Origin of the sequence: Blautia sp. HCN-20427 (assembly GCF_037890365.1) — a bacterium.
GTDB lineage: Bacteria > Bacillota > Clostridia > Lachnospirales > Lachnospiraceae > Blautia.
In genome coordinates this window covers 37,929-54,837 of sequence record NZ_JBBKBX010000016.1, presented here as the reverse complement: position 1 = coordinate 54,837, position 16,909 = coordinate 37,929, and the positions used below count along the sequence as shown (strand labels likewise).

Genomic DNA, 16,909 nt, shown 5'->3' with positions numbered 1-16,909 from the left:
ATCATTCACTTTTGTGCTAGAATAGAAGCACAAATATTATTAAGGAGGCAGCATTATGGTTGGCAAAAAAATCCGGGCATTCCGGGAATTTAGAGGATACAGTCAGATACAATTAGCCGAGCTGTCCGGCATTAACGTAGGAACGATCAGAAAATATGAACTTGGAATCCGGAATCCAAAACCGGACCAGTTAGAAAAGATAGCAACTGCACTGGGATTAAATGTAAGTGTTTTTCTGGATTTTAATATTGAAACAGTCGGAGATGTACTCTCCCTGTTGTTTTCTATTGATGATTCTGTGAATCTCTCACTTGTTGAGATGCCTGATCAGAAAATTTCACTGACGTTCGATAATCCTACAATGCAGGACTTTTTCAGGAAATGGTGTCAATTTAAAAATGTCTATGAAAAGGAAAAAGCTGAAATATTAGCTATTGAAGATGCTGATAAAAGACAGGAAGAACTTGATAAGCTGAACGCCACCCAGGAAGAATGGAAACTGCGTGCTATGGGAACTACGATAGGTTGTCATACCATCGTTAAGAAGGGCACTGAAGGTAATGACATCAAGACATATAATCTGACTTAAGGAGGTATTAAATCATTTTGCAAAACACACCTGATTATTTATATCATTATACTAGTATTGAAACTCTTGCATTAATTTTAGCAAACCATACCTTTAGATTAACTTCCTTAGATCAAATGGATGATCTACAGGAAAAAGAAGCATTTGATTTAAAAAATGCTGGTCAATTTTGCTATGTAAGTTCTTGGACTGATGATGAAACAGAGAATATCCCTATGTGGAAAATGTATAGTTCTCTTAGTTCCGGAGTTAGAATTAAATTAAAAGCAAATCCATTTAAAGAATTTGAAAATACCCCTTCGTCAATATCGGCGGTTACACATCAAACAGTAACTGATAATTCAAATGGATCTTATTTAAAATCTATAATTCCTATTGCAGATATGCTCAAAAATGGATTTATAGCTCCTGGAGCATTGGGTAATAACATTTTACATAAAGTTGAATATACTTCTGATTCAAACAAACTGTATCCTAAATTATTAACCCAAGACGGGGATAAATTTAATATTGCTTTAGGCAACCTTGGTAAGCATAAGAATATACATTGGGCATTCCAACACGAATGGAGATATATTTTATTACTCATGCCTCTAAATCTAAATCAAGCAGTTGACAAATCTGTTCAAGAATTTCAAACAACTAGTGCCAAGATTTTACTTGGTCAGGCCAAACAGGCTTTTCCTTTTTATGATTTAACCCTAGATGAAAATGCTTACGCACAAATGGAAATTACCTTAAGTCCCAAAATCAGTGCGGGAAATCGCCTAATTATAAATTCACTTATAGAAAAATATAATCCATCAGCAGTACTGCACGAAAGCTCTTTAGTTGGATTAATTTAAGATTTTGTTATCATTCTGTTATCACAAACGGTTGTCAGGACACTCTCCCGGCAACCGTTTTTCTATGCCGTTCGTTATTCTTTTCCGCCCTTTTATATTTTCCAGGCAACAGAAAAACCCGTAGAACCGAAGTTCTACGGGTATCTTACGTTTGGACACAATGTACCTTACGGTACTCAATATATATTAATCAGTGATTACTCGATGATTGTAGCAACACGTCCTGATCCTACAGTACGTCCACCCTCGCGGATAGCGAATGTAAGACCCTGGCTCATAGCGATTGGGTGAATCAGTTCGATTGTCATTTCTACGTTATCACCAGGCATGCACATTTCTGTACCTTCTGGTAACATACAAACACCTGTTACGTCTGTTGTTCTGAAGTAGAACTGTGGACGATAGTTGTTGAAGAATGGTGTATGACGGCCACCTTCGTCTTTTGTCAGAACGTAAACCTGAGCTGTGAATTTTGTATGGCATGTGATTGTTCCTGGTTTAGCAAGAACCTGTCCTCTTTCGATTTCGTTTCTCTGAACACCACGAAGAAGAGCACCGATGTTATCACCAGCCTGAGCTTCGTCTAACAGTTTACGGAACATTTCGATACCTGTTACAACTACTTTACGTGTTTCTTCTTTCAGACCAACGATTTCAACTTCTTCAGATACGTGAAGAACACCAGCTTCTACTCTACCAGTAGCAACTGTACCACGACCTGTGATAGAGAATACGTCCTCTACAGGCATGATGAAGTCTTTATCTGTGTCACGCTGTGGGTCTGGAATCCAGCTGTCAACAGCATCCATTAATTCCATGATTTTGTCTCCCCATTCTCCGCTTGGGTCTTCAAGAGCTTTTAAAGCAGAACCCTGGATGATTGGAGTGTCATCGCCTGGGAATTCGTACTCGTTTAAGAGTTCACGGATTTCCATATCTACTAATTCAAGTAATTCTTCATCGTCAACCATATCACATTTGTTCATGAATACAACGATGTAAGGAACACCTACCTGACGGGAAAGAAGGATGTGCTCTTTTGTCTGAGCCATAACACCGTCTGTAGCAGCTACTACTAAGATAGCACCGTCCATCTGAGCAGCACCAGTAATCATGTTCTTAACGTAGTCAGCATGTCCTGGGCAGTCAACATGTGCGTAGTGACGTTTTTCTGTTTCATATTCAACGTGAGCTGTAGAGATTGTGATACCACGTTCTCTTTCTTCCGGAGCTTTATCGATATTTTCGAAATCTGTAGCTGTGTTACCAGCAACTCTTGCAGCAAGAGTTTTTGTGATAGCAGCTGTTAAAGTTGTTTTACCATGGTCAACGTGTCCAATGGTACCAATGTTACAATGCGGTTTGCTTCTTTCAAATTTAGCTTTAGCCATTTTGAATGTCCTCCTTGTTTAACATGCGCCCCGTTTGGGCAAATAGTTTTTTTGATTTTGTTGCCTCATAACGAGGCGGTTGATATAGTCAACCTGCTATCCTTGATTATATTGCAAATCAAGGATATTTGCAAGTTTATTTTAACTATTTCTTATTTGTCAGCTTTTCCTGACAGAACCTTTTCCTGTACAGATTTTGGAACTGGTTCATATTTTTCAAAGAACATGGAATAGTTACCACGGCCCTGTGTTCTGGAACGTAAGTCTGTTGCGTATCCGAACATTTCAGCCAGGGGAACGAATCCGCGAATCATCTTACCACCGCCGATATCGTCCATACCTTCGATACGTCCACGACGGGAGTTGATATCACCGATAATATCACCCATGTAATCTTCCGGAGTTGTAACTTCAACTCTCATGATTGGCTCAAGAAGTACTGGTGACGCTTTTGCCATAGCATCTTTAAATGCAAGAGAACCTGCAATGTGGAATGCCATTTCAGAAGAGTCGACTTCATGGTAAGAACCATCATATACGTTAGCATGAACGCCTACTACCGGGAATCCACCCAGAATACCAGCTTTCATAGCTTCTTCGATACCTTCGCCAACTGCAGGGATGTATTCCTTCGGAATAGCACCACCAACAACTGTGGATTCGAACTTGAACAGTTCTTCACCGTTGGCATCCATAGGCTCGAATTTAACTTTACAGTGACCGTACTGTCCACGACCACCGGACTGTTTTGCATATTTGCTGTCAACATCTACAGCTTTTGTAAATGTTTCTTTGTAAGCAACTTGAGGAGCACCTACGTTTGCTTCTACTTTGAATTCACGAAGCAGACGGTCTACGATGATTTCCAGGTGAAGCTCACCCATACCAGCGATGATTGTCTGTCCTGTTTCTTTATTTGTATGAGCACGGAATGTTGGGTCTTCTTCAGCAAGTTTTGCTAAAGACTCACCTAATTTACCCTGACCAGCTTTTGTCTTAGGCTCGATAGCAAGCTCGATAACTGGTTCTGGGAATTCCATAGACTCCAGAATTACCGGATGCTGTTCGTCACAGATTGTATCACCTGTTGTTGTAAATTTCAAACCAACAGCTGCTGCGATATCACCGGCATATACTTTATCTAATTCCTGACGTTTGTTAGCGTGCATCTGAAGGATACGTCCAACACGTTCTTTCTTTCCTTTTGTAGAGTTCAGAACATAAGAACCGGAGTTGATTGTTCCTGAATATACACGGAAGAATGCAAGCTTACCAACAAATGGGTCAACCATGATTTTGAATGCAAGAGCTGCAAATGGTTCATCATCTGAGGAATGTTTTTCCATTGGGTTTCCATCTAAGTCTGTACCCTGAATAGCAGGTACGTCTACCGGTGATGGCATGTACTCAATGATAGCATCGAGAAGCTTCTGAACACCTTTGTTTCTGTAAGCTGTACCACAGCAAACAGGAACAGCAGCACATTCGCATGTACCTTTTCTCAGTGCAGCTTTTAATGCTTCTGTAGAAGGTTCTTCGCCTTCCAGATATTCCATCATTAAGTCATCGTCTAATTCGCAGATTTTCTCTACCAGTTCTGTACGGTACAGTTCTGCGTCTTCTTTCATGTCTTCCGGAATATCTACGATAGAAATATCATCACCTTTTTCATCATTGTAGATGTAGGCTTTCATTTCAAATAAGTCGATGATTCCTTTGAATTCATCTTCTTTACCGATTGGTAACTGAATGCAGATAGCATTTTTACCTAATCTTGTTTTAATCTGTTCTACTGCGTTGTAGAAGTCTGCACCAAGGATGTCCATCTTGTTGATGAAAGCCATACGAGGTACATTGTAAGTGTCAGCCTGACGCCATACGTTTTCAGACTGTGGTTCAACACCGCCCTTAGCACAGAATACACCTACCGCACCATCAAGTACACGCAGAGAACGCTCAACTTCTACTGTAAAGTCAACGTGTCCCGGTGTATCAATGATGTTGATACGATGCTCTAATGCACCTGGTTTCGGTTTGCAGTTTCCCTGCAGAGTCCAGTGGCATGTAGTAGCGGCTGAAGTAATTGTGATACCTCTTTCCTGTTCCTGCTCCATCCAGTCCATGGTAGCAGTACCTTCATGAGTATCACCGATTTTATAGTTTACACCGGTATAGTACAGAATACGCTCTGTTGTGGTAGTTTTACCAGCATCAATATGCGCCATAATACCGATGTTTCTGGTTCTCTCTAATGGATATTCTCTTCCAGCCAATTGGATTTCCTCCTCTTAGAAACGATAGTGAGCAAATGCTTTATTTGCCTCAGCCATCTTATGCATGTCTTCTTTCTTCTTAACAGATGCACCTGTGTTGTTCATTGCATCTAATAATTCATTAGCCAGTCTTTCTTCCATTGTTTTTTCTCCTCTTTTACGGGAGTACAATGTAATCCAGCGAAGAGCTAATGCCTGACGTCTGTCTGCTCTTACTTCGATAGGTACCTGGTAGGTAGCTCCACCGATACGTCTTGCTTTAACCTCTAATACAGGCATGATGTTGTTCATTGCTTCTTCAAATACTTCGATTGCTGGTTTTCCAGCTTTTTCTTCCACTCTGGCGAATGCACCGTAAACAATTTTCTGAGCTACACCTTTCTTACCGTCCAGCATAATGCTGTTAATAAGTTTAGTAACTACCTTGCTATTGTACATTGGGTCAGCCAGAACGTCTCTTTTCTGAGTATGTCCTTTACGTGGCACGTTACTTCCCTCCTTAATCATTTCCGATTAAATCATAGGTACTCACACAAACTATTCTGTATGTTCGCACTCGGTAACTTCTCTATATAAACCCGCAGCCACTCCTGGGCTTATGGAATCCCGGTACAATTTTAATAGTTCTTTGTGACTTCTATGAATTCATCATAATAAAAGCCTCTGATTTGCTTTTACTATTTCTGGATTTTTAAAAGTTACTTATTATTTTTTAGGTCTCTTAGCACCGTATTTAGAACGAGCCTGGCGTCTGTTAGCAACACCTGCTGTATCTAATGTACCACGAACGATGTGGTATCTGGTACCTGGTAAGTCTTTTACTCTACCGCCTCTGATAAGAACAACGCTGTGCTCCTGTAAGTTATGACCTTCTCCAGGAATGTAGCTTGTTACTTCGATTCCGTTGGAAAGACGAACTCTGGCGATTTTTCTAAGAGCAGAGTTAGGTTTTTTAGGTGTAGCAGTTTTAACAGCTGTACAAACACCTCTCTTCTGTGGAGAAGACATATCAGATGTCTTTTTCTGTAAAGAGTTGTAGCTCTTCTGAAGTGCAGGTGCTGTAGACTTTTTCGCTGTAGTCTGACGTCCTTTTCTTACTAACTGGTTAAATGTTGGCATTCCTTTCACCTCCTGTAAAATTTGCACATCCTTCTATTTATATAGAAGGAATTAGTGGCTGCAAGTCATTCAATTCTGAATAAACTTTTTTGCGCACAAAAAACTTACGTCTTTTTGCACGCTCTCTCATTATATCCACGAAAAATTACGGTGTCAAGGGCTTTTTCACTTTTTTGCAGAAAAAAACCGGAACCCAAATTCCGGGCCCCGGCTTTCCTCTCTTATTTGCTTTCGTAGTTCTCTGCCGTATAATCTTCTAATGGATTCCAGTTTTTAAATTCAAAATCTGCTGCAGAAACATTCGCCCCCGCTTCTTTTGCTTTTGCAATTCCGTTATCCCATTCTTTCTGTGTATTTTCTGCCAGTGTATTCAGGGAATCTTTGTAATCTGTTTTTCCGGTAAGAACACCCTGTACAATCTGTCCCAGATTCGGGGATACTTCTTTGATATTTGCATAAACAGCCGCTGTATCTGCATTTCCTACGATTGGGTCTGGGCAGAGTTTACCCTGTTCCAGAGCCAGTGTGTAGTAATCCTTCATAACGCCGTCTTTCATGTATTTCTCATTCACACCTTCTATTGCTGATACGAAACCTCCATCTTCTACAACCCCTGACTGATATTCTTCAGAGTAGAGTCCCTGAAGATATTTTGCTGCCAATTCCGGATTTTCAGAGGTTTTGGAGATACCCATCCATGGCTGCGCACCGATGTAAGGAAGACCGCCCTTTGCACCCTCATCCGGCACCGGCATTTCCATAACACCAAACTCCAAATCCGGATTTTCTTTTTCCCATGTGGAGATACACCACGCTCCCTGAATCAAGAATGCTGCCTGATTCTGTGCAAACAATGCTCTTGCTTCCGGCGCTGCCAGGTTTGCGGAATCCGGATGGAAACTGCCGTCCTGTACCAGTCCGCTGTAAAAATCAAAGGCCTGAATCATAGCATCAGAATTCAGTACATTTTTGCCATCTACCATACTGATAACACCGATATCATTAGACTTGCTGCCTGCCAGACAAGACAGTGCACGGATAGCGATTTCCAGTCTGTTTACCTGTTTTCCGCCTTCAATCATACCATAGTATTTACCTTTTCCCGCTTCTGTAACCTGTTTGCAGACTTCTCTGAATTCACTCCAGGTTTTTGGAAGGCTGTTGGTATCTACACCTGCGTCTTCCAGTACATTTTTATTGTAAAATACCAGTGTATTGACAATATTAGCCGCTTCCGGAAGTACATACACTTCCCCGTCCATAGTCGTAATACCTTCATTCAATGCACCTTCTGAAAAAGTATCAAAGAATCCGTCTTCCACATAATCATTCATCGGCATATACCAGCCTTCTTCTACGGCTGTCGACAATTTCACACCGCTTGGAAGAGCAAATAAATCCGGCGCTGTGTTTGCTTTAATAGAAGAGTTGATGGTTGTCTGATACTGGTCTCCTGCCAATACCGTGTACTCAACCTTACAGTTGTTCTCTTCCTCAAACTTTTTGTTGTACTCTTCTCTTCTGGCCTTTGTAGAGTCACTCATATCTACAACCTGAAGTACCACCTCTCCATCACTTTTTGCATCTTCTTTTTTCTCAGAAGATGACTCCTGCTCTTTCCCTTCAGAGCCTCCTCCGTTTACCTGAGGGCCGCATCCCGCTGCTGATAATACCATCAGACCAGCCATAGCTAATGCTGCAATTCTCCTTTTCATTTTAAAATACCTCCTTAAAATAAATATAGTAAATTTTATTTCTTAACTCTTTACTGCACCTGCTACACCATCTACAAAATATCTCTGCAGGCATATAAATATCAGAATAATCGGCAGCACCGCAATACATGCGCCAGCTGCAATACCTGTCCAGTCCACCACGTTTTCTCCCCTAAGGGCATACAGGCCAACCGCCAGCGTCCTCAGCTCCGGTCTGCTCAGCGTAACAATCAACGGCAAAAGGAAAGAATTCCAGGTCCATATAAACTGCATGATAACTACCGTTGCCATAATCGGTTTGGCCAGCGGAAACATAATGCTGGAATACGTTTTCAGGAAACCGCTGCCGTCAATGGTTGCCGCTTCTTCCAGTTCCTTTGGAATCCCCCCGTAAAAACTGGAGAAGAGCATCAGGAAAATAACATGTCCTCCTCCTGCTTCCGCCAGAATCAATCCCAGCAGATTCTGTTCCAGTCCCATTTCCTTCAGCAATTCATAAATCGGAATTACAGTAAACACCAAAGGAATGGTAATACTGGCCATGAAGATTCCCATAATCAGTTTCTTGCCCACAAAAGCATAGCGCCCCATAACATAGCCAGCCGCAGAAGTTGCCAGAAGCACAATCACCACTACACTGACCGTTACAATAATGGAGTTCTTAAAGTACACACCGAAATTGGCATTGTTCCATGCTCTCACATAGTTTTCAAAGTTCAGACTCTTTGGTATCAAACTTAAACCGCTGGCAAAAAACTCATCCTGGGTTTTCAGCGATGCCGTAATCATCCAGATAAAGGGATATATCCAAATCAGAGCCACAACAGAAAGCAGTACATAAACAATACTTCTCCCAAATTTTCCTGCAATTTTTTCTCTTTTCATAAATTCGCCTATCCCCTTTCCTAAATATTTCTCTTCTTATTAAAGTAAGTTTTGACCCCGTTTAACACAAGACCGATTATAACTACCATAAGACCAAACAAGAGCGCCGCTGCACTGGCATAACCCAGACGGGGACTTCCGGTTGTACTGGAATAAGCTGTCCGGTATACAAAGGTTGCCACAACATCTGTCGCAAAGTAAGGACCGCCATTGGTCATGGTCTGCACAATGTCGAACACTTTCAAAGAACCAATGACGCACAGCACAGCGATTACACCGCCGATAGGAAGAATCAAAGGGAAAACTACATCTGTAAAGGTTCTGAACTTTCCGGCCCCATCAATTTTTGCGGCCTCATATACATCCTGTGATACACTCTGCAGAGCAGCAATCCAGTAAATCATATATGTTCCCAGGTCTTTCCAGATACCGATAAGCACCACCGTAAAGAGCGCTGTCTTTTCATCTCCCAGAAAGTTAATCGTATCAATTCCCAGAAGTGACAATAGCTGGTTTACGGGACCGGTACCGCCGAAAATAAAAATCATAATAATCCCTACGATAGAAGCAGTCGTTACCACAGGAACGAAATACATGGTACGGAACACTGTAGCTCCTCTCCGGATAATACTGGTCAATATGTAAGCAATAACCAGCGACAAAACAAGCTGAATCGGAACGCTTAGCGCCATATACTTAAAACTGTTTGCCACAGAATTGTAAAACAGGGGGTCTGCCAGAAGCTCTTTGAAGTTTCCAAGTCCCACATAGGTGGCATTCATAGTCATACCCGACCAATCCAGAAGAGAATACCAGGCACTGGTAATAATCGGATATCCCTGAAACAAGATGTACAGAATCAGGGTTGGCAGCATAAACACCCAGCACCAGGCATTTTTCCGCAAAATACGTTTTTTTCTGACAGAATTCAAACTTTTGAACTCCGCCAATGTTGTTTTCGTTTTCATATAGCCCTCCATTTATTTATTTTATATAATTATCATTTCCTCATTTTTCCTTTTCATTTCCATGGGTATAATATACTATGTTCTTGGTAATAAATCAACATTTATTTATCATTTTGTTAAATATAGTCAATTTAACATTTTATTTTATATGCATTTTTCACATATACTTTTTGTTTTCTTTTCGCTATAATCAATTTACAATTTATTATTTTTAATAATTAAATTATGGAGGGCTAAAAATGGATATCCGAGTTGAGTATTTATCAACATCCAAAACCATTCTGTTCGCTGGTTCTGAGTTGAAATATTACTTATCAAAAATAAATAATACGATTTCTTTTTCGCAAGATACTGAGCAGACGGACGAGACTTACCGCAAAAAAATATACCTCGGACTCTTTCCTGATTCTGAATGTTCTTCAGATGAAGATGAATACGAAATTGAAATCTCCCATTTAAGCGGGCATATCAAAGGCAGTAATCCCCGCTCCGTACTCCTGGGCGTGTATCAGTATCTCACGCTTCTGGGCTGCCGCTTTCTAAGACCGGGAAAAGAATATGAATGGATTCCTTCTGTCCCCCATATAGAAGAAATCCAGATTTCCCGGCGCCAAAAGGCACGTTATCGCCACAGAGGAGTCTGTATCGAAGGCGCAGATACGCCGGAAAATATTTTGGAATTTATCGACTGGCTCCCGAAACTGGGCTACAATTCCTTTTTTCTGCAGTTTGAACTCCCTTATGCTTTTCTAAATCTATGGTACAGCCATAAAAACAATCCTCTGAAGAGACCGGAAGCATTTTCTCTGGAAAAGGCAGCTGAAATCTCCTCGGTTATTGACCGGGAACTGCAAAAAAGAAGCCTGAAACACCATAGGGTAGGGCACGGCTGGACTTGTTCCGTACTGGGACAAAATACTCTGGGATGGGTTCCTTCGGACACGATTCTTACCAAAGAACAGGAAAACATGACAGCCCTTATGGACGGAAAAAGAGGATTTTTTCAGGGGATTCCAATTAACACGAACCTGTGCTATTCCAACCCAGATGTCATTGCTTCTTTTGCAGAAAAGGTAACGGCTTATGCCATGCTCCATCCCGAAGTAGACTATCTCCATGTATGGCTGGCAGACGCTTCCAACAACCACTGCGAATGTGATACCTGCAAAAAGCATTTACCCTCGGACCTGTATGTACATATTTTGAATGAAATTGACAGAGCCCTGACCCAAAAACAGCTGGATACAAAAATTGTCTTTCTGATTTACGAAGAACTTCTGTGGGCTCCCATAGAAGAAAAACTGCTTCACCCTCATCGGTTTGTTATGATGTTCGCCCCTATCAGCCGAACATTTCTGCAGTCCTATGAAATTCCGGAACAGCTCCCCGCACCTGTACCGTATCAGAGAAATCAGATTACCCTGCCGGTAAATCTAACAGAAAACCTTTCTTTTCTGGCTCAGTGGCAGAAAATTTTCCACGGAGAATGTTTCGATTATGATTATCCCCTGGGCCGAGCTCATTATGGAGATATGGGATACCTGCATATTTCGCGGATTATCTACGAGGATATTCACCGCCTGACGGATTTAAAACTGGACGGATACATGAGTTGTCAGGAACTTCGCTGCTTTCTCCCCAACGGACTGCCCAACTACATTATGGGAAAATGTCTTTTCGGAACAGACTGCTCCTTTGAAGAACTGGTCGAAGAATATTTCCAGGCTGCCTACGGAAAGGACTGGGAATCCTGCTTTTCCTACCTGTCCCGGCTCTCTTCTCTGTGCAACTGCGATTACTGCAATGGCAAAGGCAGCCGTCAAAATCCTGCTGTGGCAAAAAGCATGCAGCAGGTGACACAGACAGCAGAAACCTTTTTGTCTGTGTGCGCTGCCCAGGACAAAGCAGCGCTGCCCCCTGTACAGCAGCTTTTCTGGAAACACCTTGACTACCACAGGGAATATTGTATATTATTATCAAAAGCCCTCTTCCTTCTTGCTGACGGCAGGACACAAGAGGCCGGAGAAGCCTGGAAAACCTTTACCTATTATATTTGTTCGCAGGAAGACACTTTCCAGAAAGCCCTTGATGTTTATCGGGTAGTGGAAGTTTCTACCAATTATACTGGCTTTCCTCTGATTGAAAACTTTTAATATTAGATTTGTTACAGGAGGTTTGCAGCTTATGACCACTCAGGAAAACAGAAGCACCATTCTGGAATATATTTTCCGTCATGCTCCGGTTGCCCGTTCAACCATTGCCAAAAAAACACAGATTACCCCCGCTACAGTAACTTCCATATCCTCAAATTTTATTCAGGAAGGTATTATCCGGGAATTAGGTTCGGATGAAACCCATGGAGACTCTTCTCCCGGACGAAAGAAGATTCTGCTGGATATAGTTCCCGACCATGTATATTCCATGGGAGTAGAATTTACCCTGCGGCATGTGCGTTTTCTCATCTGCAATCTCCGGGGAAAACCTGTATTCGAAACTTCCATACTGAGGAAATCAGAGCCAAAAGAAAACATTACAGAATTCCTGATACATAAAATCACAGAGATTTTGGACAGTCTCCCTGAAATCACGAACTCTCTTATAGGAATTGGTGTTGCTGTACCCGGACACATTGACCACAAACAAGATAAGGTGATTGTAAATTCTTCTACTTTTCCCGGATTCAGCGGGAAAGAATTAAAAAAGCGCCTTCCATTTCCGGTAATATGTGAAAATAATGTGCGCTGTATGGCTTTCGGACGCTATCTGTTCGACAAGTCTTCACCGGAAACTTTTGCTTTTTTCCATATAGGACTGGGAATGTTCTGTGCCATGATGAAAGACAGCCGCCTCTTTCAGGGTACAAACTACTATGCCGGAGAGATTGGACACACCATTGTAAATCCAGAAGGCAAGAAATGCGAATGCGGCAAACGCGGCTGTCTTCAGACTTACTGCAGCGAAACCTGGCTCTTAAAATATTGCCGGTTGCTTTACAACAGCAACGCTGCAACGGTTCTGACTTCCCTAAAGCCTTCCGCGGAAGAACTGACGCTGGAGGATATGTCCAAGGCCTTCTCCCTGGGCGACCCTCAGGTAGGCAGTTACATTTCCACTGCCCTGAAATATTTAGGTGTTACCATTTCCAATCTGGCCATTATTATGAACCCGGACAAGATTTATCTTCACTGCCCCCTCTTTTCCAACGAGGAAATCAGTGAGGAACTCATGGACTACATTAAGCAGCAGCTCCTTTTTGTGGATGACCCAACAGACCAGACCGTAGACATCCTTCCCTACAATCCTTTGGAAGGTGCTGCCGGCGCTGCGGCCTATGCTATTAAACAGTTTTACATATCCGTTATATAAAACAGAAGCACGGAAAACCCCTTTCGGAATTTTCCGTGCTTCTGTTTTTATTCTTCTGTTAATTCTGCTTCTTCTTCCTCTTCAGAAAGTTCCATTTCTTCTACTTCTTCCCCTTCTGCGTCTTCAGAATCCTCTGCAGTTTCCAGTAATTCTTCTTCTGTCTCATCTAAGTCGTCTTCAAATTCTTCTTCGTCGTCTCCGTCTGTATCCAGCTTAATGTTGGCATAAGTCTTCATACCTGTACCAGCCGGAATCAATTTACCGATAAGAACGTTTTCTTTCAGACCGATAAGCGGGTCAATCTTACCTTTGATAGCTGCTTCTGTAAGAACCTTTGTAGTTTCCTGGAAGGAAGCGGCTGATAAGAAGGAGTTGGTTGCCAGAGAAGCCTTTGTGATACCCAGCATAACCTGCTGGCCTTCTGCCGGCTCTTTGCCCTCTGCAATAAGTTTTCCATTTTCCTCCTCGAAGTCTAAAACGTCTACCAGAGTACCCGGAAGGAATTCTGTATCTCCATTATTCTCGATACGGATTTTCTTCAACATCTGGCGAACAATCACTTCGATATGCTTATCGTTGATTTCTACACCCTGCAGACGGTAAACTCGCTGTACTTCGCGAATCATGTAATCCTGTACAGCACGAACACCCTTAATTCTCAGGATATCATGCGGATTTACAGAACCTTCTGTCAGTTCGTCACCTGCTTCCAGATAATCGCCATCCTGTACTTTAATACGGGAGCCGTATGGAATCAGGTAAGTCTTGGATTCACCGCTTTCATTGTCTGTAACAATAATCTCACGCTTCTTCTTGGTATCTTTGAGTGTCGCAACACCCTTGATTTCCGTGATAATGGCAAGACCTTTCGGCTTTCTTGCCTCGAAAAGCTCTTCGACACGAGGAAGACCCTGTGTGATATCTCCGCCGGCCACACCACCGGTATGGAAAGTACGCATGGTAAGCTGTGTACCAGGTTCACCGATGGACTGCGCTGCAATGATACCAACAGATTCACCAACCTGTACCGGCTCACCTGTAGCCATGTTGGCACCGTAACATTTTGCGCAGACACCAATCTTACATTTACAGGTAAGAATCGTACGGATTTTTACAGTATCGTATGGCTTGCCTTCTGCGTTTACACCGTCTTTTACCACTCTTGCAGCACGTTTCGGTGTAATCATATGGTTTGCTTTTACGATAACATTTCCATCTTTATCTTTGATTGTCTCGCAGGAGAAACGTCCTGTAATACGTTCCTGAAGACTTTCGATTTCTTCTTTTCCGTCTGCAAAGGCTTTAATCCACATACCCGGAATTTCTCCTGTACCTTCACAGCAGTCCACATCGCGGACAATCAGTTCCTGAGAAACGTCAACCAGACGTCTTGTCAGGTAACCGGAGTCGGCGGTACGAAGCGCTGTATCGGACAGACCTTTACGAGCACCATGGGCAGACATGAAGTATTCCAGTACGTCCAGACCTTCACGGAAGTTTGATTTAATAGGCAACTCGATGGTGTGACCAGTTGTATCGGCCATCAAACCACGCATACCTGCCAGCTGTTTAATCTGCTTATCAGAACCACGGGCACCGGAGTCAGCCATCATGAAGATGTTGTTGTACTTGTCCAGTCCGGTAAGCAGCGCTTTTGTCAGGGCATCGTCCGTCTTTTTCCATGTATCTACAACTTCTTTGTAACGCTCTTCTTCTGTAATCAGACCACGTTTGAAGTTCTTGGTAATCAGGTCAACGGTATCCTGTGCCTGTTTAATCATTTCCGGTTTCTGAGGCGGCACGGTCATATCGGAAATAGATACCGTCATAGCCGCTCTTGTAGAATATTTGTAACCCATAGCTTTAATTGCATCCAAAACTTCTGCCGTCTTGGTTGCGCCGTGAGTATTGATAACTTTTTCCAGAATCTGTTTTAACTGTTTCTTTCCTACCAGGAAATCCACTTCCGGAAGCAATTCATTGCCCGGTACAGTTCTGTCAACAAAGCCTAAATCCTGAGGAAGAATTTCGTTGAACAGAAGACGTCCCAGTGTGGACGGCACCTTTCCTCTTAAAATGCTTCCATCAGCCATTTTCTTCTCTGCATATACAAAAATCTTGGTCTGCAGAGTAATGGCCTGGTTTTCATAAGCCAGAATAGCTTCGTTTACACTCTTGAATATCTTGCCTTCGCCCTTGCTTCCCGGTCTTTCCTGTGTCAGATAGTAAATACCAAGAACCATATCCTGTGAAGGAACGGCTACCGGACCACCATCAGACGGTTTCAGCAGGTTATTCGGTGAAAGCAGAAGGAAACGGCACTCTGCCTGAGCTTCTACAGACAATGGAAGGTGAACCGCCATCTGGTCACCATCGAAGTCCGCGTTGAACGCAGTACAAACCAATGGGTGCAGCTTAATTGCCTTACCCTCTACCAGAATCGGTTCAAAGGCCTGAATACCAAGTCTGTGCAGAGTAGGTGCACGGTTTAACATAACCGGATGCTCTTTAATAACATCTTCCAGTACGTCCCATACAGCCGGCTCCAGCTTTTCTACCATCTTCTTTGCATTCTTGATGTTGTGGGCAGTACCGTTAGATACCAGTTCTTTCATTACGAACGGCTTAAACAGCTCGATAGCCATTTCTTTCGGAAGACCACACTGGAAAATTTTCAGTTCCGGTCCTACGACGATAACGGAACGTCCTGAGTAGTCAACACGTTTACCAAGCAGGTTCTGACGGAAACGTCCTGATTTACCTTTCAGCATATCGGAAAGGGATTTCAGCGCTCTGTTTCCAGGACCTGTAACCGGACGGCCGCGGCGTCCATTGTCGATAAGAGCGTCCACAGCTTCCTGCAGCATTCTCTTCTCGTTGCGGACAATAATATCCGGTGCGCCCAGTTCCAACAGTCTTTTCAGACGGTTGTTTCTATTGATAATTCTTCTGTACAAATCATTTAAGTCAGAGGTTGCAAAACGTCCGCCGTCCAGCTGTACCATAGGACGTAAATCCGGCGGAATTACCGGAACAACAGTCATAATCATCCAGTCCGGTCTGTTTCCGGATTCACGGAAAGCTTCTACAACTTCCAGACGTTTTACAATACGGGCACGTTTCTGGCCTGTCGAATCCTTTAAGCCCGCTTTCAGCTCTTTGGATTCTCTTTCCAGGTCGATAGCTGCCAGAAGTTCCTGAATCGCTTCTGCACCCATGCCCACGCGGAATTCTTCGCCGTATTTTTCTCTGGCGTCCTGATATTCTCTCTCCGTCAGAACCTGTTTGTACTGCAGGTCTGTAGTTCCTGCATCCAGTACAATGTAGTTAGCAAAATAAAGAACTTTTTCCAAAGTTCTTGGGGACAGGTCAAGAATCAGACCCATTCTGGAAGGAATACCCTTGAAATACCAGATATGGGAAACCGGCGCTGCCAGTTCAATATGTCCCATACGCTCTCTGCGGACAGATGCTTTTGTCACTTCAACACCACATCTGTCACAGATTACGCCTTTATAACGAATCTTCTTATACTTACCACAGTGACACTCCCAATCCTTGCTTGGTCCGAAGATTCTTTCGCAGAAAAGGCCGTCCTTTTCCGGTTTCAGTGTTCTGTAGTTAATGGTTTCCGGTTTTTTCACCTCACCATGAGACCATTCCCGGATTTTCTCCGGGGATGCCAGTCCGATTTTAATGGCATCAAAGGTCATTGGCTTATATACCTCATTCTTTGCTGTTTCTGGCATTGTGGACTC

12 protein-coding genes are annotated in these 16,909 nt (G+C 42.8%); 4 read left to right on the top strand and 8 right to left on the bottom strand.

The genetic code is table 11. The features are described 5' to 3' along the window. The first annotated feature begins 55 nt into the window (after nucleotides 1–55). Together WKT17_RS10750 and WKT17_RS10745 are read left to right on the top strand one after the other, a co-directional pair. Nucleotides 56–589: a helix-turn-helix domain-containing protein gene (locus tag WKT17_RS10750; protein ID WP_291682451.1), complete on the top strand. Its 534-nt coding sequence runs from the start codon at nucleotides 56–58 to the stop codon at nucleotides 587–589. A 17-nt stretch (nucleotides 590–606) separates the two neighbouring features. Further along, nucleotides 607–1,434 (top strand): DUF2971 domain-containing protein, encoded by an 828-nt coding sequence (locus tag WKT17_RS10745; protein WP_291682453.1) that lies wholly within the window; start codon nucleotides 607–609, stop codon nucleotides 1,432–1,434. A 197-nt stretch (nucleotides 1,435–1,631) separates the two neighbouring features. Here WKT17_RS10745 and tuf read toward each other — a convergent pair whose 3' ends face one another. From tuf to WKT17_RS10710, 7 genes are all read right to left on the bottom strand, one after another. Next, nucleotides 1,632–2,825 (bottom strand): elongation factor Tu, encoded by a 1,194-nt coding sequence (tuf, locus tag WKT17_RS10740; protein ID WP_291682454.1) that lies wholly within the window; start codon nucleotides 2,823–2,825, stop codon nucleotides 1,632–1,634. Nucleotides 2,826–2,977: 152 nt separating this feature from the next. Then, nucleotides 2,978–5,098: an elongation factor G gene (gene fusA, locus WKT17_RS10735; RefSeq protein ID WP_340272749.1), complete on the bottom strand. Its 2,121-nt coding sequence runs from the start codon at nucleotides 5,096–5,098 to the stop codon at nucleotides 2,978–2,980. A gap of 15 nt (nucleotides 5,099–5,113) precedes the next feature. Beyond that, nucleotides 5,114–5,584, bottom strand: coding sequence for a 30S ribosomal protein S7 (rpsG, locus tag WKT17_RS10730; RefSeq protein ID WP_207657634.1), 471 nt, complete (start codon nucleotides 5,582–5,584; stop codon nucleotides 5,114–5,116). Between the two features lie 219 nt (nucleotides 5,585–5,803). After that, nucleotides 5,804–6,217 carry a 30S ribosomal protein S12 gene (gene rpsL, locus WKT17_RS10725; RefSeq protein WP_111917896.1) on the bottom strand — a complete coding sequence of 138 codons (414 nt, stop codon included), beginning with the start codon at nucleotides 6,215–6,217 and terminating at the stop codon, nucleotides 5,804–5,806. Nucleotides 6,218–6,438: 221 nt separating this feature from the next. Continuing rightward, nucleotides 6,439–7,932, bottom strand: a complete 1,494-nt coding sequence (locus tag WKT17_RS10720; protein ID WP_298060188.1) for an ABC transporter substrate-binding protein — start codon at nucleotides 7,930–7,932, stop codon at nucleotides 6,439–6,441. Nucleotides 7,933–7,974: 42 nt separating this feature from the next. Continuing rightward, nucleotides 7,975–8,817: a carbohydrate ABC transporter permease gene (locus WKT17_RS10715; RefSeq protein WP_173749658.1), complete on the bottom strand. Its 843-nt coding sequence runs from the start codon at nucleotides 8,815–8,817 to the stop codon at nucleotides 7,975–7,977. Nucleotides 8,818–8,837: 20 nt separating this feature from the next. Next, nucleotides 8,838–9,785 carry a carbohydrate ABC transporter permease gene (locus WKT17_RS10710; RefSeq protein WP_173749657.1) on the bottom strand — a complete coding sequence of 316 codons (948 nt, stop codon included), beginning with the start codon at nucleotides 9,783–9,785 and terminating at the stop codon, nucleotides 8,838–8,840. A 239-nt stretch (nucleotides 9,786–10,024) separates the two neighbouring features. On the opposite strand from WKT17_RS10710, the gene WKT17_RS10705 reads away from it, so the two are divergent. Together WKT17_RS10705 and WKT17_RS10700 are read left to right on the top strand one after the other, a co-directional pair. Continuing rightward, complete coding sequence (locus WKT17_RS10705; RefSeq protein WP_340272742.1) at nucleotides 10,025–11,938, top strand: DUF4838 domain-containing protein; 1,914 nt, start codon at nucleotides 10,025–10,027, stop codon at nucleotides 11,936–11,938. A gap of 31 nt (nucleotides 11,939–11,969) precedes the next feature. Next, nucleotides 11,970–13,151: an ROK family protein gene (locus tag WKT17_RS10700; RefSeq protein WP_298060190.1), complete on the top strand. Its 1,182-nt coding sequence runs from the start codon at nucleotides 11,970–11,972 to the stop codon at nucleotides 13,149–13,151. A gap of 47 nt (nucleotides 13,152–13,198) precedes the next feature. On the opposite strand, the gene rpoC is transcribed toward WKT17_RS10700, so the two are convergent. Continuing rightward, a complete protein-coding gene (gene rpoC / locus WKT17_RS10695) occupies nucleotides 13,199–16,900 on the bottom strand; it encodes a DNA-directed RNA polymerase subunit beta' (RefSeq protein ID WP_340272739.1) in 3,702 nt (1,233 codons plus the stop codon). Nucleotides 16,901–16,909 lie beyond the last annotated feature (9 nt).